The organism is Enterococcus sp. RTP21361st1_A6_RTP21361_211029 (assembly GCF_040910045.1).
GTDB lineage: Bacteria > Bacillota > Bacilli > Lactobacillales > Enterococcaceae > Enterococcus_D > Enterococcus_D gallinarum.
Genome location: NZ_JBDGBK010000010.1, coordinates 1 through 22,737, shown reverse-complemented (window position 1 = coordinate 22,737; position 22,737 = coordinate 1). Strand labels below are relative to the sequence as shown.

The window sequence follows — 22,737 nt, the reverse complement described above, 5'->3', positions numbered from 1 at the left end:
GGCGGAGTGTATTTAAAACGAATAGAGATTGCCGGTTTCAAATCCTTTGCAGACCGCACGATCATTGATTTTGAAAATAGTGTGACTGCGGTCGTAGGACCAAATGGCAGCGGCAAGAGCAATATTACTGAAGCGATTCGTTGGGTTTTAGGAGAACAGTCTGCCAAAAGCCTGCGTGGTGGCAAGATGCCTGATATCATTTTTGCAGGATCTGACACTCGCAAGCCATTAAATGTAGCGGAAGTAACGATTATTTTAGATAATACCGATCACTATTTACCAATGGATTACAGTGAGATCAGTGTGACTCGCCGGTTAAGGAGAACCGGTGAAAGCGACTTTTATTTGAACAAACAAAGTTGCCGCCTGCGAGATGTCCAGGAACTCTTTATGGATTCCGGGCTAGGAAAAGAATCATTTTCGATTATTTCTCAAGGGAAAGTCGAAGCGATTTTCAGCAGCAAACCAGAAGATCGTCGCGGTATTTTTGAAGAAGCTGCCGGTGTTTTGAAATACAAACAGCGTAAGAAAAAAGCAGAACAGAAATTGTTTGAAACAGAAGACAACCTTAACCGTCTACAAGATATTATTTATGAGTTAGAGGATCAATTGATTCCGTTAGCTGCTCAAAGTGAAGCGGCCAAACAATTTTTGTCATTGAAGGAAAAATTAACGGAAGTAGACGTGGCTTTTTCTGTCATGGAGATCCAGACAGCCAAACGGGCGTGGGAAACAGCTACAGAACAGCTGGAACTATTAAATCATCAGTTGGCTGAAATCACGCAGCAAATCAATACCGATGAACGCAGTGTGCAGCAATTGCGGCAGCGTCGAGCAGCCTTCGATGAATCATTGGAGCAGCTCAATCAGCAGCTGTTGCAAGTAACGGAAGGGCTGAAGCAAGCCGAAGGCCAAAAAGAAGTACTGTTGGAGCGCTCCAAGCATACGCAAAAAAGCACAGCAGAATATCAAGAGACCTTGGATGCCGTCAGTGAACGCCTCCAACAGTTGAATGACGAAAAAGCTGAATTGATTCATGAACTGTCGCAAAAGAATCGCAGTGTCCAAGAGGCAGAAGTAGCGATTGCTGATTGTCGAGCGGAACAAGAAAAGTATCAGAAATCGGCCAAAGAGATCATCGAAGAATTACGCAGTCAATATGTTGAAGCAATGCAGGAGCAAGCAACGGTCGGCAATGAGCTCAAATATCTTGAGCGCCAATACCAGCAAGAATCGGCAAAAAATCAAACAGCCGTTACGAAGCAGACAGAACTGTCGACAGCGATCAAAGAAAAAGCGACAGCCGCAGAAATCGTTAATGAACGCTTGCAAGCCGTGCAGCAACAGTTGGACGAACAGCGGAAGCAATATATCCATTTACAAGAGAAAGCCAAAGAGAACAAAGAAAAATTTGATGATGCACAGAAAAAAATGTATCAGTTAATGAACCAAGTCCAACAAGTGCGGGCAAAACAACGGAGTTTACAGGATATCCAAGAAAACTATGCTGGCTTTTATCAAGGCGTCAGACTAGTTCTAAAAAATAAGCAGCAGCTAACCGGTGTCGTGGGTGCTGTTGCAGAATTGATCGAAGTACCAGAAGAATATACAGTTGCTATCGAAACAGCACTGGGCGCTTCTGCCCAGCACGTAGTAGTAGAAACCGAACGTGATGCCAGAGCAGCGATTACCTATTTGAAACAAAATCGTGGTGGTCGGGCCACATTCTTGCCGTTGACGACAATCAAGTCTCGCCAATTACCTAGTTATGCTGTTTCTCAAGCACAACAAGTACCAGGATTTATCGGCGTTGCTAGTGAGCTGGTGCGTTTCAATGAAGATGTAAAAAACATTGCCGAAAATCTATTGGGAAGTATCGTCATCGCAGAAGATCTGACAAGTGCTAATGCATTAGCTAAAGCGCTGAACTATAGCTATCGTGTCGTTTCACTGGAAGGCGACGTGATGAATGCCGGGGGTTCGATGACCGGTGGAGCGACGAAGAAAAATGCCGGCAGCCTATTTAGTCAAAGCAATGAGTTGCAGCAATTAACGGCTCAAGCCGTTCAATTGGATGAACGCCTGCAAAAAACAGAGAAACAAGTGCAGCACTTCGAAACGGTGACAAAAGATGCTCAAGCAGCCTTGGAAGAGCTGCGAACCACCGGTGAAACGGCTCGAATGACGGAACACGAACTAAAAAATCAACTGCAAAACCTCACCAACGAGTTGGAACGTTTGAGAAAAGAGCAGCAAGTCTTTGACTTTGAAAATCGCGAGATTCAGGCCTTTTTTGAAGAGTATAACGAGAAGAAGACTCGGTTGGAATCGGAACAACAAACCATTGCGCAGCAGCTGAAAAAAATCGATCACGACATTCAAAGCATGAATGCAGAAGAAGATTTAATCGAAGCAAAAAGAAGCCAGTTAGCAGCGACAGCCGCCCAATTACAAGCTGATTTTGCTGTTCAAAAAGAACAAGTGGAACATTTAAGACAAAAAATTGCTGCGAATGCGGAAGCGTTAGCGGAGAATGAAGCACGCCAACAGTCGCTAGAACGGCAGTTAGCAGCAATCAATTCGAATGTGAGTGACCATGAAATTTCGGAAGAAAGCCTGGATCAGCAAATCAGTGATTTTACTCAACGAAAAATAACACTGACACAAGAATTGGCGGACATTCGGCAACAAAGACAAATCGTCCAACAGGAAATTGGACAGTTGGATGAAGCTCTCAGTTTGGCAAACTTGCAACAAAAAGAAAAACTATCCGAAAAGACCAATGTAGAAATTGAGAAAAACCGCGCGGATTTGGTGATGGATAATCGGTTGGCTTACTTGCAGGAAGAATATGCATTGAGCTTTGAAAAAGCGGCCAATGACTATCCAGCAATCGATGACCCGGAAGCTGCAAAACGAGAAATCCAAGATCTAAAAGGAAAAATCGATGCGATTGGACCAGTCAATTTGAATGCTATCGAGCAATATGATCAAGTGGAACAGCGTCACAGCTTCTTGACCAGTCAAAGAGATGATCTGCTTTCTGCAAAAGCACAATTATTCGATACAATGTCCGAGATGGATGAAGAAGTCAAAACACGTTTCGGTGAGATTTTTGATGCGATTCGTCTGCAGTTCAAGCAAGTTTTCCCCAATATGTTCGGCGGGGGACATGCGGAATTGATTTTGACAGATCCAAAGGACTTACTAAATACTGGTATTGAGATCGAAGCCCAACCACCAGGTAAAAAGCTGCAAAACTTGAGTCTACTTTCTGGAGGCGAACGAGCGCTGACAGCCATCGCACTGCTGTTTTCGATCATTCAAGTCCGTCCCGTCCCGTTTTGTGTGCTGGATGAAGTTGAAGCTGCTTTAGACGAAGCCAATGTATCACGCTTTGGCCATTATTTAAGCGACTTCCAAAATGATACACAGTTCATCGTTGTCACACATCGCAAAGGGACCATGGAAGCGGCAGATGTGTTGTATGGCGTGACGATGCAGGAATCCGGTGTATCTAAGACTGTTTCTGTGCGTTTGGAAGATGTCAAAGAAGGCGGAAATTTTGTCGCAGATCAAGAAGGAGTAGCAAAATGATCAAATTAGTCGCAATTGATTTAGACGGTACCTTGCTGGATGGAAAGAAACAAGTATCGCAAAAAAATAAAGAAGTTCTTGCCCAAGCAAAAGCACAAGGAGTAAAAATCGTCCTTTGCACAGGTCGTCCTTTACGGGCAATTCGTCCTTATTTAGAAGAGTTGTCATTGAATGAATCAGGGGACTATAGCATTACTTTTAATGGTGGTCTGGTGCAAAAAAACGATACGGGAGAAATCATGGAAAAAGCCGCTTTGCAATTGGCTGATATTCATGAATTGGTTGCTGTCGCAGCAGAACTGGATTTGCCGCTGGATGTCGTATCCGAAGAAATCGTTTTGTGCTTGCCGACTTCAGCAACGAATCAGTCGATCTATGGTTCGCTGAATCCATTGCTGGATTGCCGCCCGTATGCGATAGAAGCTCTGGATGAGTCGAAACTCTATAATAAAGCTGTGATTGCTTATCATCAAGAAGTACTGGATCCGAAGATTTTGGCAATTCCTTCAGCAATCAGAGAGAAATATGAAGTAATCAAAACTCGGAATAATTTGCTGGAATTTATGCCTAAAGGAATTACGAAAGCCTATGGGATTGAATTGCTGGCTCGGGATTTAGGTATCACTATCGATGAAGTCATGGCGATCGGAGATGAAGAAAATGATCTGCCGATGATTCGCTATGCAGGACTCGGTGTAGCGATGGCTAATGCCGTGCCTTTAATCAAGGAAGCCGCAGATGTGGTAACAGATTCGAATGAAGCAGACGGTGTAGCAACTGTCATCGAAAAATATGTTTTGAAAGGAGGCGTTTGAAATGGGATTTTTTGACAAAATTAAAAAAGCTTTGATTGGTGAATCAAAAGAGCAAGACAAAGTGCAAGGCGAAGTAGAGGAACTAGTTGAATCTCCAGAGTCATCTGTCGATGAGTCATCCGTCGCAGATGACCATTCCGCACAAGAACAAACAGTAGAATCGACGGAACCAACACTGGATTCTCGTCCAGAAACTACTACCGATTCCGCGTTGCAGCCAACAGAAACAGAGGAGTCCGCGGCTGATACTTCATCATCAGAAGGAGCACAAGATCTGAAATCAGCTGAACCATTCGACGTCGTGACACCTAGTGAAACGGTAAAAAAACCTGAAGTACAACCTCAGCCAACAGCGGTTCACAAAGAGGATGTACAAGATAAGTACACGAAGGGACTATCGAAATCTCGCAAAACTTTCGGGCAACGACTCAATGAGCTGTTCGCGAATTTTCGCTCTGTAGACGAAGATTTTTTTGAAGAAGTCGAAGAGACATTGATTGGAGCCGATGTAGGCTTTGATGCAGCGATCAAGATCACGGATGCACTGCGTCAAGAGGTCAAGTTGCGAAATGTCAAGAAGCCGGCAGAGGTTCAAAATGTTATTATTGAAAAACTAGTCGATCTTTACGGTGAAGCGGGTGTCGACGAAGTCAACGAACTAAATATGCAACCTGGATTGACCGTCATTTTATTTGTCGGTGTGAATGGCGTCGGTAAAACCACCAGCATTGGAAAACTGGCGCATCAATTCAAATCAGAAGGCAAGAAAGTGTTGTTGGCAGCTGCGGATACCTTTCGAGCTGGAGCAATCGATCAGCTCGTCGTTTGGGGGGATCGAGCAGGTGTGGAAGTCGTTCGAGGGAAAGCTGGTGGTGATCCGGCAGCCGTCGTATTTGATGCGATGGAACGAGCGAAAGCAGAGCAAGCAGATGTTCTATTAGTTGATACCGCTGGTCGTTTGCAAAATAAAGTCAATTTGATGAATGAGTTAGAGAAAATCAAACGGATCATTCAACGAGTAGAGCCGAATGCGCCTCATGAAGTGTTGCTCGTGTTAGATGCGACGACTGGTCAGAATGCGATGAACCAAGCCAAACAATTCAAAGAAACCACGGATGTTACAGGATTGGTCTTGACGAAATTAGATGGAACTGCCAAAGGTGGGATCGTTTTAGCGATTCGCAATGAATTGCGTTTACCGGTTAAATTGGTCGGATTAGGGGAAGGAATCAACGACCTTGAGCCGTTTGATCCAAATGAGTTTGTTGTTGGGCTATTTAAAGGTCTCATCAACGAAGGTTGATGCTGTTCATCGCTTGAAATAAGACAAAAATATCCGAACTATGTTTGATTATTCCTCTTCATCATCTCGCGATGGCGTTAACGGTAGGAGTAATCAGTAGTAGTTCGGATATTTTTTGTTAAGGAACTTGCATAAAGCTCATCGGTTATGGAAATAAACTTTATAGGCATACGTTTGTTTGACAGCTGCGATGTACATGAAGTACCACAGCAGAATACGTAACAGATGACGTGTGACTTCTGGTTCACAAAACCTCCCCATCAGCAGCTAAAAGGATGTAGCTGCTGTTCCTGAAATTGAAATCATTCCAAGAAAGATTCCTTGTCTTGTCAGAAATGTTCAGCGTGGACATTTCTCTGTGAACAAGAACAACTTGTTTCAGAAATCAGTTTTTTAGCTGTGCTTGCCGCTCTTTGATGATTTTTTCCAAATCATTCAATGTCTCGGCATCCTCACTGTTTTCAATGAAATTCGAGACTAGATTCAGCAACGATTGTTCAGAGAGTTCGGCAGCTAGAAAATCTTCTTGAGAAACATTTGGAGAATACAAGCGGGTCAAGACAGTACCGCTGTAGCCGATGTCAGCTACTTTCAATAAATCATGGTTCTTTAATTTTCTGACAACGGCTTGGATCGTGTTTTTACTTAAGTCCTGTTGTTGAACCGCAATGTCATTTGCAGACAAAGGTTTTTCAGCATTCCAGAAGATATTCATGATCTGACGTTCGCGTTTGGTAAGATTGAGTGGTTTCATTCACTATTCTTCCTTTCAAAAAAGTTGTAATATTGACATAATAATTTACTATTATATAGTAAGTATACTTTATTTAGAGGTCAAATATCAAATTTATTCAAGTAATTTGTAAAAACTTGGTAATTTTTAAAAAACTAGCAAAGAGAATCGCACAATTTCATTTTTTTCTGCTGGATTATTGACTATAATAAGGAAGAATCTAAGACAAAGAGGGCAATGATATGACACTAAAATCACTTTTTATACAAGAAGAACTGCGTCCCTACTTATTTGATGGGCGTTATGGGATCGAACGTGAGGCGCAGCGTGCACGTTTAGACGGAAGTTTTGCTGGGACAGATCATCCTGAAGCATTAGGCAATCGTAGTTTTCATCCGTACATACAAACCGATTTTGCTGAAAATCAGTTGGAATTGATCACGCCAGTCGCGGAAAGCTCAGAGGAACTATTTCGTTATCTGGCTGCGATCCATGATGTTGCTTATCGTTCGATGGCACCTGAGGAGATGCTTTGGCCATTAAGTATGCCGCCTGCGTTGCCGGAAAAAGAAGAGGATATCGTGATCGCAAAGCTGGATCGTTTTGAAGATGTTCTTTATCGTCGGTTTTTGGCAAGGACGTATGGGCGTCGTAAGCAAATGGTCAGCGGCATCCACTTCAATTTTGAATTTGGGGATGATTTTTTAAGAAAGTTATTTACCAAGTCGTCAGAAACAGATTATCGTAGGTTTAAAACAGAACTTTACTTGAAAGTTACCCGAAATTACTTGCATTACCGCTGGTTTTTGACTTATTTCTTTGGAGCAACGCCGCAAACGGAAGCCAATTATTTTATGGCGGGTTCTGGACCGCAAGAACCTGTCCGCAGCATTCGTAACAGCCGCTATGGCTACACGAATCATACCGATGTCAACGTGTCTTATGCCTCTCTTGAGACCTATCTGGCGGATATCGCTGAGCTGGTAGAAACTGGCAAACTATCTGAGGAAAAAGAGTTTTATGCACCAGTTCGCCTGCGAGGGGGGCAAAAGGTTGCCGACTTAGCAACAGCGGGAATTCGTTACATTGAATTACGCAATATTGATATCAATCCCTTTGAAATGTATGGTATTTCGCAAGATCAAGTGAAATTTCTGCACCTTTTCTTGTTATACTTAGCAACGAAAGAGGAGGGCGCTGATGCCGATGCTTGGGTCGAAGAAGGAAATCGCAAAAACAATCAAGTGGCATTGGAACACCCATTGAATCAAACGATCTATCTTGAAGAAGCTAAAGTAGTTGCGGAAGAATTGATCGCTTTTGCAAAGGAAATCAGTCTGCCGACAATGCCTTTACTGGATCAACTGCTGCCAATGTTGGAAGATCCCGGCAAAACTTTTGCCGGTCGTTTATATCAAGCCAGCCAAAGGTCAAGTCAGGCTCAAGTGGCAACTGAACTAGGAGTATCCTATCATCAAGTTGCCTGGGAAAAACCTTATCAGTTAGCAGGCTTCACCAACATGGAACTGTCAACACAAATTTTGATGTTCGATGCGATTCAAAAGGGAATCAAGGTGGAAGTGTTGGATGAATCTGATCAGTTCTTGAAATTATCGATCGATGAACATGTTGAATATGTCAAAAACGCTAATATGACAAGTAAGGATCGTTATATCGTTCCTTTGATCATGGCCAATAAAACGGTCACAAAAAAGATTTTAGCTGAGAATGGTTTTCGGGTTCCTGCAGGAGCAGAATTCGCCACTGTAGAAAAGGCGCTTGCTGCTTACCCGCAATTTGCTGACAGAGGTTTTGTCGTCAAACCCAAAACAACCAACTATGGCGTGGGAATCTCGATCTTTAAGGATGGCGCTTCGTTGGAGGACTATCAAGCTGCTGTCCGTTTAGCTTTTGCTGAAGACCAGTCGATTTTAGTTGAAGCATTCCTTGCTGGAACAGAGTATCGTTTCTTTGTGATCGATGGTCAAGTTGAAGCAATTTTGCTACGAATACCGGCAAATGTAATAGGAGATGGTCGGCGCACGATCAAGGAATTAGTTGCAGAGAAAAATACCGATCCATTACGGGGGACCCACCATCGGACACCGTTGGAGAAGATCCAATTAGGTGAATTGGAACAGTTGATGTTGAAAGAGCAAGGCTATCACATAGATTCTGTCCCAGAAAAAGGACAAATCGTTTACTTGCGGGAAAATTCCAATATCAGCACGGGCGGCGATTCGATCGATGTCACCGATCAATTTAATGATGACTACAAAAAAATCGCTGCAGATGCCGTGACCGCATTACAGGCACGAATCAGTGGGATTGATTTGATTATTCCTGACAAGGAAAAGCCCGCGGAGGATCCGGGAGCATACGGCATTATTGAAGCGAACTTCAATCCCGCTATGCATATGCATATTTACCCGTACCAAGGACAAAGCCGCCGCTTAACCATGTCTGTCCTCAAGCTGCTTTTTCCGGAACGATTTTAACAGCCGCTTAACAGTCAGAAGTTGAAAAAGGAACAGTGACAAGGCTTTTGTCACTGTTCCTTTTTTTAGAATAAATGGTTAGAAGTAGCTTCTTCGGAAATAAGCCGAAATATCTTAAAGCTGACCATTTCTAATACAACTTCTTTTGCTGTTCGTACTAGTGAAGGATCACTAGTAATTGATCCGTTGGTTTGTTTAGCGGAAGAATCGTTCCCAGAATGGTTTTTTTTCTTTGATGGGATCTTCTTCGGAAGATGATTTTGTCTTTTGAGGATACTTTTCTTCGATATCGATTACCTCTTCATTCACTGCCTCATTGGCAACGATCAGTAAACCGATACTGTCAGGATCAGCAGTCTGGGCGTCAGTCACCACTCGAAAATCGAGCTGTTGTTTCGTAATCAATGAAATAAAGGTCGTCTGAAGCGTTTCGGGCAATTTTCCGTTGATCAAGATCAGTGCCCCTTGATAGTTAGGGAGAACCGACTGTAACGTTTCTTGGTTGTCCTTTTTCTTCATTTCTGCTACCGTCATACTTAGATAACAACGTTCACGAAACGTTCCCAAGTATTTTCTTTGTTCATCTGGATTAACACGAGGTGTCCCGTACATTCCTGTATCTAGGCGTTTCTCCAATTCATCGGACATTGAAAATCCTCCTAAGCGTTTTCTTGCTTTATATTATAGCACAAAAAAGGGAGCGTCGATTATTAGAAACATTTAGCTATTTCAGTGAGGTCATAAAAAAGACTAAAAAAGATCAGAAAGAAAGCTGGTGAAACATGGAAATCCAAAAGAACCACTTATTGATTTTAGCAGAAAATCAACGAATCGAGACACCACGATTATGGTTGCGTCCTGTGACGATGGCAGATGCCAATGATTTATTCGAATACGCAAGTGATGAAGAAACGACGGAGTTTGTTTTTCCGAGGCATCAATCACTTGTGGATACAAAAATCGCCATTGCAATGTATTTTTTAGCGGCGCCATTAGGTAAATTTGCTATTGAAGAGAAAATGAGTGGCAATATGATCGGAACGATCGACTTGCGGGTGGACCCGCTAAAGGAAGTGGCAGAACTAGGCTATACCTTGAATAAAGCTTTCTGGGGGCAAGGGATCGTACCGGAAGCTGCTCGGATGCTTTTGTCTTTGGGTTTTGAAAAATTAGCGCTTGTTCGTATTTATGCACTGCACGATCAGCGAAATCATCGATCTGGTCGCGTGATGGAAAAAATTGGCATGAAAGTGGAAGCACAGATTCCGGCTGCGCGAAGATTTCGTGGGCAAGTAGTGGACGAAGTGATGCGGGGAATTACCCGAGACGAGTGGCAAAAACGAATCATGTAAAGGAGAATCGCTATGGAAATAACGATTGATATGGATGCAGCAGCAGTAGCAAAAATCTCAGAAGTCAAACAGGAGGGAGATCGAATTTATCTAGATTTTGAAGATGGTGTGGGACCTTTTCCGGCTACGGCGATCTCTTGCCGGTTAGATATTAGTTTTCGCTTGATCCTCGTACCAGCAGATTATCCAGAAGAAGGATTGTCTATCTATGATACGAAGCTGGATACAGCAATTGGAACAGTTTGGTTAAAACAAGGCGCAGCAATGTATTTAGAAGAGCGGACACGCTTGGTGGTCGATCCTGACTATCAGCGCTTGCAGTTGACTAGTGACAGCGGTCTGCTGGCATCTAACGTTCAACTGTTGCGCATGGACAAAAAGGTGGCAGGAAACTGATATGGGGAAATTAGCCGTTATCAGCGATTTGCATGTCGATATCAATCATTTCAGTGCAACAGACTTGCAGCTGATAGCCGAATTGCTAGACGCCAATCAAGCGACGCACTTGCATCTAGCTGGAGATATTGCAAACAAAGAGACAGCAGCGATGACCGTCATTGATTTCTTTCAAAGACAGCTGCCTACTACCTTTCATTGGGGCAATCATGAAATGGCTGATTTATCAGAATCATTGATCGAAACCTATCCTGATCCAGCTTTCTTGAACTTTCAAACAGTCGCTTTATCGGAAAAAACACTCTTGTTAGGTGTCAATGGCTGGTATGACTACGGCTATTCTGACTTGCAAAGCACAGAAGAGATCCTTCGTCTCAAGCACCTCTTTTGGTATGATCGTATGATTCAGCGGACAGGAACCGATCCGGAAATCAGTCATCAGATCAATGAAAGACTGCGTCAAACATTGCGAGGGCTCCCTCAAGATAAAGAAGTCATCGTAACGACTCATTTTGTTCCGAAAGCAACCTTTATCGTCAAACAAACGGGGAAGTATGTTCGTTGGAATCATTTGAACGCGTTTCTAGGTTCACCAGAATTTGGGGCAGTTATTGATGAGGCGGACAATGTGCGTCAAGTAGTCTTTGGTCATACCCATCGTCGGTTTGAAGATCAAGTGATTGGACAGACGATTTATAGCTGTCGTCCTTTGGGCTATTACTATGAATGGCAATTGACCCGACGATTTGTTCTGGAAAATCAGTTGACAGAAAATTTTCAGCCAACAAAGCTACGGGGACTTTTGCGAACTAATCAAGCAGCGTTCAATCAATACAAAGCAGCCCATTTAAGAGCAGAGCTCCAGCAAGCAATCACATGGATCAACTATTGATTCGCTACGAGATAAAAGCGTGCGGGACTGTGTCATAAGTCTCCTACAAGTAAAACTATCCGAACATTAATGATTATTGCTCCTGCGGTGCAGGGACTCCTCGTCGCAAAAGTCAGAGGAATCTATCCTAGCAACAGACTATTATTCGGTTTAACTTGTTGGATGATGACTTATGGCACAGTCCCTCTTTTTTTCGAATAAACGACTAACAGTAGCTTCTTCGGAAATAAGCAGAAATTTCAAAAAAATAAAGCAGCAATTTTCGGCAATTCCTTTTTATTGCTTGAAGCAGTCCACGTTTGCTACTTTCTCTTTTTTTACCGCTGCAATCTTTTCCGCAAGAAAATCCCTAAATAAGCCGCAGCAATGGCTTTGATCACACCGGGCAGAAGGAAGAGAACAAAACCGCCATTGATGGCAGCAGTCCAAGACATAGCGGTGCTCCATTTTAACCATAAGGTACCAAAAAACAATGTTGCTAATGCACCAGCGATATTCGCTAACATCCCTCTCACATATCCGGCGCGGCCTGTTTCCAAAAGTTTCCCCGTCAAGAGTCCATTAAAGATAAAACCAATCAGATAGCCGCCTGTAGGTCCGAATAAGACGCCGATGCCACTTGCTCCGCCGGCAAAAACTGGTAATCCGATCAACCCCAGCAATAAGTAAATAAGGATCGACATGGTCCCTGTGCGCATTCCTAGAAAGGTTACCGCCAAGCCGACAGCAAAGGTTTGGCCTGTCAGAGGAATCAATCCTAATGGGATGGTTAGTTGAGACAGCCCAGCAATAATGATGGCAAAAAAAGCAGCATAGATTTGTTCTCGCAATGGTAGTTTCATAGTATCCTTCTTTCGTTAACACATAATCCAATAGTTGGTTAACGAAATTATAAATCTTGGTTAACGAAAAGTAAAGAGTAAATCAACGTTTTTTTCGCAACGTTTGCAACAAAGTTTCTGTAGCCAAAAAAGGGGTAAACAGTTCAAAAACCTCAGAGGGTACAGGAAAGTATCCGACAAGCGTTACTAACGTAGATTCATCGAGAAAAGGTAGCAGGTCTTCAAGCTCTGACAACCGTTGCTCCGGATTCTCTGACGCTGCCAGGATCTTTTGAAGAATGCGTCCTAGATCTTGCTTTTCGAGAAAAGGGGCAATATCTTCCAACTCGTACAAAGACAGCGAGTTTGAGACAGACTGCTCAACTTTTTGGGCTAAGAAAGTGGCAGATAAGTAGGGCGCTGCTTCTTCCAGAAAAGCGAAAGTATAGTCCTCTTTCATCAATTGTTCCAAATGATCTGTCTCTAAAAAAGGTAAAAATTCTTCTAGTGCTTCTTCGGTCAGCGGTTCTGTTATAGGTTTCAATAAAGCAAATAATTCTTCACTGCTCAAAAAAGGTGCCAATTGCTCCACTAACTCAAGTTCAAAAGGCTGGGCTTGAGTCGCAGCTGCCAATTCTTTAGGTTTAATGATCGGCGCCAACGTGGTGATTTCCTGAGAATCGGCGACTCCCTCGTGGTAATGCATTACTGCAACTCCGCTATTTCCTAATAGTTCGTCAATGGATAACTGCAAAATTGTTGCTAGCTGGGACAATTTTTCGATGTCAGGCAATGTATTGCCTCGCTCCCAATTGCTGATAGCTTGATAACTGACCAATAATTGATCTGCTAAGTTGCTTTGAGTCATATTTAGTTCTCGACGTTTGCTGGCAATCCGTTGGCCGATTTGCCGTATGTTGAATTCATTCATGTGAACTCCTCCTTTCGTGTCTCCAGTATAGGGGAACTAGCAACTGAAATACAATCAAGCCTTCGTTGAGTTGTCTCAAAAAAATTCAAGCCCTCGTTGAGTTGTCTAAAATGACAAGTCAACGAGAGCGGTGAATGATTATGGAGTGATCAATGTGACCAGATAGTCACCGAACGCTTTGGTAGACAAACAATGCGCGTCAGTCATAGCTGCCGCAAAGTCAGTTGTGACTTTCTTTTCCTTGATTGCTGTCTCGATGGCTGTGGTAATAAGAACTGCTGCTTCATCCCACTGGATATATTCCAAGAGCATACAAGCAGAGAGCAACAACGAGCAGGGATTGGCTTTTCCTGTGTCAACGATATCGGGGGCAGTACCGTGGGTTGCTTCAAAGATTGCGGCACCACTTACATAATTGATATTTGCACCTGGAGCGATCCCAATTCCGCCGACTTGAGCGGCTAATGCGTCGGAAAGATAGTCGCCATTGAGATTGCAAGTTGCGATCACTGAAAATTTTTCTGGGTACAAAAGAATCTGTTGCAGGAAATTATCTGCGATCACATCATTGATAATGACTTTTCCGGCTTGTTGTGCAGCAGCAAGTGCTGCTTGAGCCGCTTCAATATTCTGCTCAGATTTAATTGTTGCCCATTGGTTCATCGTGAAGCACTGATCGGCATAATTCGTTTCCGCTAATTGATAGCCCCAATTTTTGAAGCCGCCTTCGGTGAATTTCATGATGTTCCCTTTATGAACAAGGGTGACAGACGGCAAGTGGTGTGCGATAGCATACTCGATCGCTCCGCTGATCAACCGCTGACTGCCCTCTTTTGAGATCGGTTTGATCCCGATGGCGCTGCTTTCTGGAAAGCGAATGTTTTTGACACTGAATTGTGTTTGCAGCACCTCAATTAATTGTTTCGTGAGGGGATCATTTTTTGCAAATTCGATTCCTGCGTAAACATCTTCTGTATTTTCACGGAAAATCACCATATTCGTCTTTTCCGGATGCTTCAAAGGAGAAGGTACCCCGGCAAAGTATCGAACGGGCCGAACACAAGCATAGAGGTCTAATGTTTGGCGCAATGTGACATTGAGGGATCGGAATCCTTTGCCAACTGGTGTGGTCAATGGTCCCTTCAATGCGATTTTAGCCTCTTGGATAGTGGTAAGAGTCGACTGCGGCAACCATTCGCCGGTTTGTCTAAATGCTTTTTCACCAGCTAAAACTTCTTGCCAGTGGATCCTTCTTTTGGGACCATACGCTTGTTTTACGGCCGCATCAATCACAGGTTGCGCTGCTTGCCAAATTTCTGGACCAATGCCGTCACCACTGATATAAGGAATTGTGAGAACAGTGTTAGATAAGGACGCTTCAGAATGCATTGCTAGTTCCTCCTGCTTCTATTTTTTTGCGAATGACCATTGGTAAGATTCCTTGATGTTTCCAGTAACGGATATCTGCTGGTGCATCGAAACGCAGCCGAGTCGGAAAGGTGATCATTGTTTCATCTGTACGTTTGGCTGTCACATCAATCTGCTGATTGACCTGCGGTTCTTCGGGCAGTTGGATAAAGAAGGATTCAGAGCCATCCAATCCCAAGGAAGCGGAAGTTTGCCCAGCAAGATATTCTAGAGGAATCACACCTATCATGACCAAATTGCTGCGATGAATCCGTTCGAAACTTTCTGCCAAGACTACTTTGACGCCTAAAAGTTGGGTCCCTTTAGCTGCCCAATCTCGGGAAGAACCCATCCCATAATCTTTACCAGCTAAAATAATGCAAGACTGTTCGTTTTTCTGATAATTCATGGCAGCGTCATAGATTGACATCGTTTCCCCTGTAGGAAAATAATGGGTGATCCCGCCAGTACTTCCAGGAACCAGCTGATTCTGTAAACGAATGTTGCCGAAAGTTCCCCGCATCATGATGTGATGATTGCCTCGCCGTGAACCAAAAGAGTTGAACTCACGGTAAGGAACAGCTTTGGTTTGCAAAAACCTGCCGGCGGGAGAATCTAATCCAATGCTACCAGCGGGAGAAATATGGTCTGTCGTAACAGAATCCCCCAATTTGGCTAACACTTTCAAATCAGACAAACTTGTTTGGATAGGTAATTCTTTGGTCAAGGAATCAAAATAGGGTGGGTGGGCAATATATGTTGATGTGTCCTCCCAAGCATAACAATCACTGGCAGTTGTATCGATACGGTTCCAACGCTCATTGGCGTCGAATAGATGCGCATAAGCTGCACGAAACGCTTCTGGTCCAACAAAAGCTTGAATATATTCATTGACTTCTTCGTTACTTGGCCAGATATCCGTCAGATAAATTTCTTGTCCTGCTACGATGCCTAGAGGCTCCTTCGTCAAATCTTTCCGGATGGTTCCAGCAATGGCATAGGCGACGACTAACGGAGGAGAAGCTAAATAATTGGCTTTGATCTGTGGATGGATCCGACCTTCAAAGTTGCGGTTTCCAGATAAAACAGAAGCGACCAGTAAATTTTCGTTTTCGATTGCTTCTGCTACGGGTGCTTCTAATGGACCGGAGTTGCCGATACAAGTCGTACAGCCGTATCCAACTAAATAAAAGCCTAATTGTTCAAGATAAGGCAATAATCCACTGGCAGTCAAATAGGTGGTTACGATCTGGGAACCAGGGGCCAAGGAAGTCTTGACCGATTTTGGCACGGTCAATCCTTTTTCTACCGCCTTTTTTGCTAACAATCCCGCAGAGAGCATGACGAAGGGATTGCTCGTATTCGTACAGCTAGTGATAGCTGCAAGTACGATATCTCCTGTCTGCAATGTTTCGGAAGGCTCGTTTGGCCAGTTAACTTGGCTGCTTTTTTGCCATTCCTTCTCCGAAAGACCGAAGCCTTTTGGTCCGATGTCAGCCGTGAGGGAACGATCGAAATCAGTGCCAACTTCCGGTAATAAGATACGGTCCTGTGGTCGTTTTGGTCCTGCCAATGCGGGCTGGATCTTGGCTAGATCGATGGTGACCGTTTTGGTGTAGTCTGGTATCTCCGTCGCATCATAAAAGAGATGATTGGCTTTTGTGTAGGCAGCAACCTTATGGATCAATTCGGGTGTTCGTCCCGTAGTAGCTAAATAGTTGAGGGTCTCTTCATCAATTGGACAAAAACCGCAAGTGGCGCCATATTCTGGTGCCATATTGGCAAGGGTCGCACGGTCAGCTAAACTTAACCGTTGGTAACCGGTTCCGAAATATTCAACAAATTTTCCTACCACTTGCTCCTTTCGCAAGACTTCAGTAACAGTCAACGCCAAATCAGTTGCGGTCGTACCGGCAGGCATTTCGTTCACAAAACAGACACCGATAACTTCTGGAGTCGGGAAAAATGACGGCTCGCCCAAAATCGCTGCTTCTGCCTCGATACCGCCAACGCCCCAGCCCAATACACCGAGACCATTGATCATCGTTGTATGGGAATCTGTTCCTTGCAATGTATCCGGAAAAAGAAACGGCTCGCCAGCAATTTTTTTTTCCAAAATCACATCAGAAAGTGATTCAATATTTACTTGATGGATGATACCGGTCTCTGGAGGGACGACTTCAAAATTGTCAAATGAACCCTGAGCCCACTTCAAGAATTGGTAGCGCTCTTGGTTTCGTTCAAATTCACGCGCCGTATTGAAAGCCACTGCTTCCGGAGTCCCTGCACAATCGACTTGGACGGAATGATCGACAACCAAAGTCACGGGAATCTCAGGATTGATCGTATCTGCATTCCCACCTAAGGCAACGATGGCGTCTCGCATCGCAGCAAGGTCTACGACCGCTGGAACACCAGTGAAGTCTTGCAAAACGACACGTTCGGGTTTGAAAGGTACGACGCCTGTGGGCTGTTCAGCGTTCCAATTGACCAAATAATCCAAGTAAACAGCAGTAATCTCTTCATCTTGGTGACGGGCGACACTTTCTAGTAACACGCGAATCGAGTAAGGCAATCTTTTTAATTCAGCGTTAAAGTCAGCCGCGACCTTTGCTAAATCAATAAACGTATAGCGCTGATCATTCACGATCAGGTTTGTGTGCCAATTCATAAGCATCCTCCTTAAATATCAATCTATTAGGAATAATTATACGTTTATAAAAAGAAAAATCAATTAAAATTATGAAAAATATTTCATTTTATAAACATCGTGCTATAATGTTTAAAAGTTTTTATTTTTTGAATCAAATGAAGTTAGTAGCATGGTTACGTAAGGATGTTAGGAGGTAACATGGCTGTGGAAAAATTAGAAAAAGAAAAGAATATCGTATATCTTTCATCATTGTGTCAGAAACACAATCAAATCGATATGAATCTTTATTCAGAATATGACGTAAAACGTGGACTGAGAGATTTAGATGGAAAAGGCGTCTTAGCCGGCTTAACAACCATTTCTACCATTTATCCAGAAAAAATCGTGGCGGGGAAACCCCTCGAGGCTTGTGGGGAATTACGTTATCGCGGAATCGATATCAATGAACTGGTTGCAGGATTCGTTGAAGAAAATCGGTTTGGTTTTGAAGAGATTGCATATTTATTACTTTTTGGCGAGCTGCCAAAGTTATCTGAATTGCAGGGATTTCGTCAGTTATTGGCGGATAAACGTACGCTTCCAACCAATTTTGTTCGTGACGTGATCATGAAAGCACCTTCTGCGGATATCATGAATAGTTTATCTCGCAGTATTTTGACATTAGCCAGTTATGATCCGCAAGCCGATGATGTCAGTATTGAGAATGTATTAGAGCAAAGTTTGATGCTGATCAGTGTCTTTCCACTGCTGGCGATCTACGCTTACCACGCCTATAATCACTACAATCAAGAGGGAAGTATGTATATTCATCGCCCTTCGGAGGAATTAAGCACGGCAGAAACGATTTTGACCATGCTGCGTCCTAATAAAGCCTATAGTTTTCAAGAAGCTCAAACCTTGGATATGGCGCTGGTGCTTCATATGGAACATGGGGGCGGAAACAACTCGACCTTTACTACTCGGGTAGTTACTTCTAGCGGTACCGATACTTATTCAACGATCGCAGCCGCATTAGGGTCGCTAAAAGGGCCTAAACACGGTGGAGCCAATATCAAAGTGACGGAGATGATGAGTGATCTGAAACGCCAGATTGCTGATACAACAGATGAAGCTGCAGTTCGTCGTTATTTAGAAGCAGTTTTGGATAAAGAAGCTTTTGATCGCAAGGGCTTGATCTATGGTATGGGACATGCTGTCTACAGTGACAATGATCCTCGAGCGGCAATTTTTAAAAATTATGTAGCCAAACTCGCACAAGAGAAAGGCATCGGCGCTTGGCAAGAATATCAACTTTACACAACTGTTGAACGAATCGCTCCGGAAGTGATTGCTCAAAAACGAAAAATGTATAAAGGCGTCAGTGCGAACATTGATTTTTTCAGCGGCTTTGTTTATAAAATGTTAGACTTGCCAGAAGAACTTTACACACCGATGTTTGCGATTGCGCGAATCGTCGGCTGGTCTGCTCATCGAATCGAAGAATTAGTCAATGCCCAAAAAATCATGCGACCAGCTTATAAGGAAGTGTCTTCTGACCGGAGCTATACAAGGTTGAATGAGCGGTAGGATTGAGGAAGAATCTTTTTAGATAAATCAGATAAAATATAAGAAGCGATCGAGGGAAATATTTTCTGGAATCGCTTTTTTATATTAAAAAAACGTACCTTATTTCGGTAATTTGCAAAAAAAAGTATCCGGTAACAAGTGTTTTTCTTTGTAAAAAAAACAAAAAACTTCTATGCTAATAGAGGAGGGTATTTTTACCCATGGTGGCAGATAACCGCAAAAGGTTGTTGGTTTTGGTGGATCTGTTACTAAAAAAAACGTTCTTTTTTCAGAAATGCAAACAAGGAGTGTGAAAAATGGAAAATGAACAAGCGGCAAGTGTAGAGACTGCTTCGCTTACCTTTGAGGAGAAAGTCTTGCAGACGATCGTAGGTGTAGCCTTGGCGTCAATTGATGGCTTAATCAGTGCAGATGGAAAATTTTTTTCAAGTATGACGGAAGATTTGGCCGACCAGAGCAATGTGACATCGGGGATCGAAGTGGAAGTTGGCAAAGAACAAGTAGCAATTGATTTGGAAGTTATTGTTGCCTACGGGAAGGATATTCCCCGGTTGTTTGCTCAGATCCAAGAAATTGTTTTGCAAGAAGTTAGTCGGTTGACTGCTTTAGAAGTCAAAGAAATCAACATTCGCATCGTGGATGTCGTCAAACAAGAAACGATCGAAAAAATCACAGATAATCAATAAGAATCCGCAGAAAAATCAGAAAGGAAGAATGATCAATGATTTCACTATACACAACGCCTAGCTGTACATCATGTCGCAAAGCGCGGGCTTGGTTGACCGAAAATGAACTACCCTTCAAAGAAAGAAACATTTTTAGCGATCCATTAAATAGTGATGAACTACTGGAAATTCTTTCTTTGACAAAAAACGGGACAGAAGATATTATCTCAACACGTTCAAAAGTGTATCAAAAATTAGCCATTGATTTGGATGACTTGAAATTAGAAGAATTATTAGCATTGATTGAGCAATACCCGAATTTATTGAAACGTCCCATCATTGTTGATGGCGACAAACTGCAAGTAGGATATAATGAAGATGATATCCGCAAATTTGTGCCACGCAATATTCGGAAAGTAATCTTTAAAAAGCGTCAGAAAGATTTGCTGTTGTTCAACTATCATCAAAAAAAATCATCCGGAGAGTCCGTCGTCAATATTATTTGAAGTCGACCTGCCGATTAATCGCGAACTGTGTGGTATTTCTTCGGGAAACCAGCACAGTTTTTTTGATTTCTCAAAAAAGAGGTCATGTCAGAAGTAGTCTGCTTCAAGAGAGATGAAAAGGAGAGTTCGAAAATTGCTTGTCGGATTTCTGTGAAATTTTGACTTCTTTCCGAAGAAGTTATTTCTAACAATTTATAAAAAAAGAAGCTGTGACAAGATTTCTGTCGCAGCTTCTGGTGAAAATTCTTATAGTTTTTGGTTGTAGAATTCAACGACTAGTGCTTCGTCAACTTCTGCAGTCAATTCATCGCGTTCTGGTAAACGAGTCAATGAACCTTCTAATTTTTCATCATCAAAGCTTACAAATGCTGTACGACCAGTAGTTGCTTCGATTGCTTCTTTGATTGTTGAGATGTTTTGTGATTTTTCACGAACGCTGATCACTTGACCAACTTCAACATGGTAAGAAGGGATATCTACACGTTTGCCATCTACTAAAATGTGGCCATGGTTTACTAATTGACGTGCTTGACGACGAGTAGTTGCAAGACCTAAACGGTAAACGACGTTATCCAAACGTTGTTCTAACAAGATCATGAAGTTAACACCGTGTTTACCTTCTTTGATTTTGCTTGCTTTGATAAACAATGTACGGAATTGACGTTCGTTCATGCCATACATATGACGAAGTTTTTGTTTTTCAGTCAATTGCATACCGTATTCTGATTTTTTGCCACGGCTGTTTGGTCCGTGTTGTCCTGGAGCGTAAGGACGACGTGCCAATTCTTTACCAGTTTCTGAAAGAGAAATTCCTAAACGACGAGAAATTTTCCATGATGGTCCTGTATAACGAGACATAATTTAGTTCCTCCAATAAATATAGTTTGGAGTAAAATAATCCGTTGAAAAATTCACATCCGTGCAGTTCGTTCTTCAATCTTCACCTTTGCAGCCGCGGTTACGCAATTGAACCTTTTAGGCAACGAACTGGTGACGAGCTGTTATTTCCCTGCTGCATTATTTTACACAAGGAACAGTATACGATAAAATAAGAGGAAAAGTCAAGGTATGATTGAATTCAATTGCAATGAAAATGTGATGAAAATTTCATATAAAAAGTAACGTTTTTCAGAAAACACTTTACAAATAGGCGTTTGGTTATTAAAATGTGAAGGTATTGTGTACTTTATAACGAACTCAATTATCATACCCATAAAAAGGAGCAGAAAAATGAATCCAGTATCCCCATTATTTGAAAAAATTGATTCTTCCATTGAAAAGAAGGTCGATTTGATCAAAAGCAGTTATTTACGCTATGCTGTACGGGCCATGATGGCATGTCTTTTCTTGACGCTAGGAACAGCGATTGCCTTTGCGATTGCTATGAAAGGTGAGGACATTGCACATGGACTAGGAAAAATGTTGTATGCATTTATGTTTAGTTGGTCCCTTGTCATGATCTTATATATGAACGCAGAATTAGGCACATCAAATATGTTGTATATGACCGTCGGTGTTTATCGCAAACGATTGAGTGTTCCTTTGGCATTGAAGATTTTGTTCACTTGTGTGCTCTTCAATTTAGTCGGTGGTTTGATTTTTGGATCAATTATTTCTTTGACTGGACCTTTTCAAGGGTTGCCTGCGGATAATTTCTTATTGACTTCCATTACCGCAAAACTTGATAAGCCGACACTCCAAATCGTCGTCGAAGCAATGTTCGCAAACATTGTCGTTAATACAGCTGTTTTAGTAAGTATGCGGATGAAAGATGATGCAGGGAAAGTAGCTGCGATTATTTTCATTATCTTTATCTTTGCCTTCTTAGGCTATGAACACGTCATCGCTAACTTCCCAGCGTTTACGTTAGCTTTCTGGGCATCTGGCGGCCACTTAGCTGGTATGACTGTCGGCAGCGTGATTCACAATCTTGTCTTTGCCTTTATCGGGAACTATATCGGTGGCGGCTTGATCATGGGTCTGGGCTATGCATGGCTCAATCAATCAAAATCAACTTATGTGGATTAAACGAAGAAAGAAGCAGCAATGCTTCTTTCAGACTGTAGACAAAGTCCATTTTATGGATGATGTCTACAGTCTTTTCTTTTATAATAGATTTATGAAAACGAATGCAAGGAGTGATAGCTATGATGTCTAAAAACAATACGAATGGTAGAAATCAATTTGCGATGCTTACGATTGATGATCTAGTTCCTCAAGATCATCTCGTTCGAAAGATTGATGCCGCGCTTGATTTTGAATTTATTTATCCAATCGTCGAAGCCACTTACTCCGATTTAGGTCGCCCAGGTATCGATCCAGTGATTCTGATCAAATTGGTGTTTATTCAGTATTTATTCGGTATCCGTTCCATGCGACAAACCATTAAGGAAGTCGATACCAATGTCGCTTACCGCTGGTTCTTAGGCTACTCCTTCGAGGAGAAAATCCCCCATTTCTCAACTTTTGGAAAGAATTATGTTCGCCGATTTAGAGAAACGACGGTGTTTGAGGATATTTTTGCCTATATTTTAGAACAAGCAGTTAAAGCAGGTTTTGTAACAGAGGATAATTTGTATCTGGATTCTACCCACATCAAAGC

19 protein-coding genes are annotated in these 22,737 nt (G+C 42.6%); 12 read left to right on the top strand and 7 right to left on the bottom strand.

Going from position 1 to position 22,737, the window contains the following annotated elements:
- Positions 1 to 6: 6 nt before the first annotated feature.
- Genes smc through ftsY form a run of 3 tightly spaced genes read left to right on the top strand, consistent with a single transcriptional unit; the run spans position 7 to position 5,715 of the window.
- Positions 7 to 3,597, top strand: a complete 3,591-nt coding sequence (gene smc, locus AB5Z52_RS02965; protein WP_005470043.1) for a chromosome segregation protein SMC — start codon at positions 7 to 9, stop codon at positions 3,595 to 3,597.
- Positions 3,594 to 4,412 carry a Cof-type HAD-IIB family hydrolase gene (locus AB5Z52_RS02960; protein ID WP_003128060.1) on the top strand — a complete coding sequence of 273 codons (819 nt, stop codon included), beginning with the start codon at positions 3,594 to 3,596 and terminating at the stop codon, positions 4,410 to 4,412. Before smc ends, AB5Z52_RS02960 begins: the two co-directional genes overlap by 4 nt.
- 1 nt (position 4,413) lies before the next feature.
- Entirely contained in the window at positions 4,414 to 5,715 is a 1,302-nt protein-coding gene (gene ftsY, locus AB5Z52_RS02955) for a signal recognition particle-docking protein FtsY (protein ID WP_005470047.1), read from the top strand.
- Between the two features lie 385 nt (positions 5,716 to 6,100).
- Here ftsY and AB5Z52_RS02950 read toward each other — a convergent pair whose 3' ends face one another.
- Positions 6,101 to 6,469, bottom strand: a complete 369-nt coding sequence (locus tag AB5Z52_RS02950; protein ID WP_003128064.1) for a BlaI/MecI/CopY family transcriptional regulator — start codon at positions 6,467 to 6,469, stop codon at positions 6,101 to 6,103.
- A 221-nt stretch (positions 6,470 to 6,690) separates the two neighbouring features.
- On the opposite strand from AB5Z52_RS02950, the gene gshAB reads away from it, so the two are divergent.
- Entirely contained in the window at positions 6,691 to 8,946 is a 2,256-nt protein-coding gene (gshAB, locus tag AB5Z52_RS02945; protein ID WP_003128065.1) for a bifunctional glutamate--cysteine ligase GshA/glutathione synthetase GshB, read from the top strand.
- A 195-nt stretch (positions 8,947 to 9,141) separates the two neighbouring features.
- Here the strand turns inward: gshAB and AB5Z52_RS02940 are convergent, their stop codons facing one another.
- Positions 9,142 to 9,594 (bottom strand): YueI family protein, encoded by a 453-nt coding sequence (locus tag AB5Z52_RS02940; RefSeq protein WP_041119905.1) that lies wholly within the window; start codon positions 9,592 to 9,594, stop codon positions 9,142 to 9,144.
- Between the two features lie 134 nt (positions 9,595 to 9,728).
- Here AB5Z52_RS02940 and AB5Z52_RS02935 point away from each other — a divergent pair, with 134 nt between their 5' ends.
- The 3 genes from AB5Z52_RS02935 to AB5Z52_RS02925 are packed head-to-tail and all read left to right on the top strand — an operon-like array spanning position 9,729 to position 11,586.
- Positions 9,729 to 10,298 (top strand): GNAT family N-acetyltransferase, encoded by a 570-nt coding sequence (locus AB5Z52_RS02935; protein ID WP_003128067.1) that lies wholly within the window; start codon positions 9,729 to 9,731, stop codon positions 10,296 to 10,298.
- A 12-nt stretch (positions 10,299 to 10,310) separates the two neighbouring features.
- Positions 10,311 to 10,694, top strand: a complete 384-nt coding sequence (locus AB5Z52_RS02930; RefSeq protein ID WP_003128068.1) for an iron-sulfur cluster biosynthesis family protein — start codon at positions 10,311 to 10,313, stop codon at positions 10,692 to 10,694.
- Between the two features lies 1 nt (position 10,695).
- The gene (locus AB5Z52_RS02925) at positions 10,696 to 11,586 is read left to right on the top strand and encodes a metallophosphoesterase (RefSeq protein WP_003128069.1); all 891 of its coding nucleotides are present in this window, start codon (positions 10,696 to 10,698) and stop codon (positions 11,584 to 11,586) included.
- A gap of 317 nt (positions 11,587 to 11,903) precedes the next feature.
- Here the strand turns inward: AB5Z52_RS02925 and AB5Z52_RS02920 are convergent, their stop codons facing one another.
- From AB5Z52_RS02920 to acnA, 4 genes are all read right to left on the bottom strand, one after another.
- Positions 11,904 to 12,428, bottom strand: coding sequence for a biotin transporter BioY (locus AB5Z52_RS02920; protein WP_003128071.1), 525 nt, complete (start codon positions 12,426 to 12,428; stop codon positions 11,904 to 11,906).
- Positions 12,429 to 12,510: 82 nt separating this feature from the next.
- Positions 12,511 to 13,338: a helix-turn-helix domain-containing protein gene (locus tag AB5Z52_RS02915; protein ID WP_368243495.1), complete on the bottom strand. Its 828-nt coding sequence runs from the start codon at positions 13,336 to 13,338 to the stop codon at positions 12,511 to 12,513.
- 138 nt (positions 13,339 to 13,476) lie between these two features.
- The gene (gene icd / locus AB5Z52_RS02910; protein ID WP_003128073.1) at positions 13,477 to 14,727 is read right to left on the bottom strand and encodes an NADP-dependent isocitrate dehydrogenase; all 1,251 of its coding nucleotides are present in this window, start codon (positions 14,725 to 14,727) and stop codon (positions 13,477 to 13,479) included.
- A complete protein-coding gene (acnA, locus tag AB5Z52_RS02905) occupies positions 14,717 to 17,416 on the bottom strand; it encodes an aconitate hydratase AcnA (RefSeq protein WP_368243494.1) in 2,700 nt (899 codons plus the stop codon). The genes icd and acnA overlap by 11 nt, the downstream gene beginning before the upstream one ends.
- Before the next feature lie 186 nt (positions 17,417 to 17,602).
- Here acnA and AB5Z52_RS02900 point away from each other — a divergent pair, with 186 nt between their 5' ends.
- The 3 genes from AB5Z52_RS02900 to spx all read left to right on the top strand — a co-directional run bounded on the left by AB5Z52_RS02900 (position 17,603) and on the right by spx (position 20,135).
- On the top strand, positions 17,603 to 18,964 hold the full coding sequence (locus AB5Z52_RS02900) for a citrate/2-methylcitrate synthase (protein WP_172956408.1): 1,362 nt from the start codon (positions 17,603 to 17,605) through the stop codon (positions 18,962 to 18,964).
- 296 nt (positions 18,965 to 19,260) lie between these two features.
- Positions 19,261 to 19,650: an Asp23/Gls24 family envelope stress response protein gene (locus AB5Z52_RS02895; RefSeq protein WP_060813260.1), complete on the top strand. Its 390-nt coding sequence runs from the start codon at positions 19,261 to 19,263 to the stop codon at positions 19,648 to 19,650.
- Between the two features lie 35 nt (positions 19,651 to 19,685).
- Entirely contained in the window at positions 19,686 to 20,135 is a 450-nt protein-coding gene (gene spx, locus AB5Z52_RS02890; RefSeq protein WP_060813259.1) for a transcriptional regulator Spx, read from the top strand.
- A gap of 246 nt (positions 20,136 to 20,381) precedes the next feature.
- Here the strand turns inward: spx and rpsD are convergent, their stop codons facing one another.
- Positions 20,382 to 20,993: a 30S ribosomal protein S4 gene (gene rpsD / locus AB5Z52_RS02885; RefSeq protein WP_003128081.1), complete on the bottom strand. Its 612-nt coding sequence runs from the start codon at positions 20,991 to 20,993 to the stop codon at positions 20,382 to 20,384.
- Between the two features lie 372 nt (positions 20,994 to 21,365).
- Here rpsD and AB5Z52_RS02880 point away from each other — a divergent pair, with 372 nt between their 5' ends.
- Both AB5Z52_RS02880 and AB5Z52_RS02875 read left to right on the top strand, forming a co-directional pair.
- Positions 21,366 to 22,163, top strand: a complete 798-nt coding sequence (locus AB5Z52_RS02880; protein ID WP_003128082.1) for a formate/nitrite transporter family protein — start codon at positions 21,366 to 21,368, stop codon at positions 22,161 to 22,163.
- A gap of 119 nt (positions 22,164 to 22,282) precedes the next feature.
- Positions 22,283 to 22,737, top strand: a 455-nt coding sequence (locus AB5Z52_RS02875; protein ID WP_368243324.1) for a transposase, incomplete at its 3' end; no start/stop codon positions are given.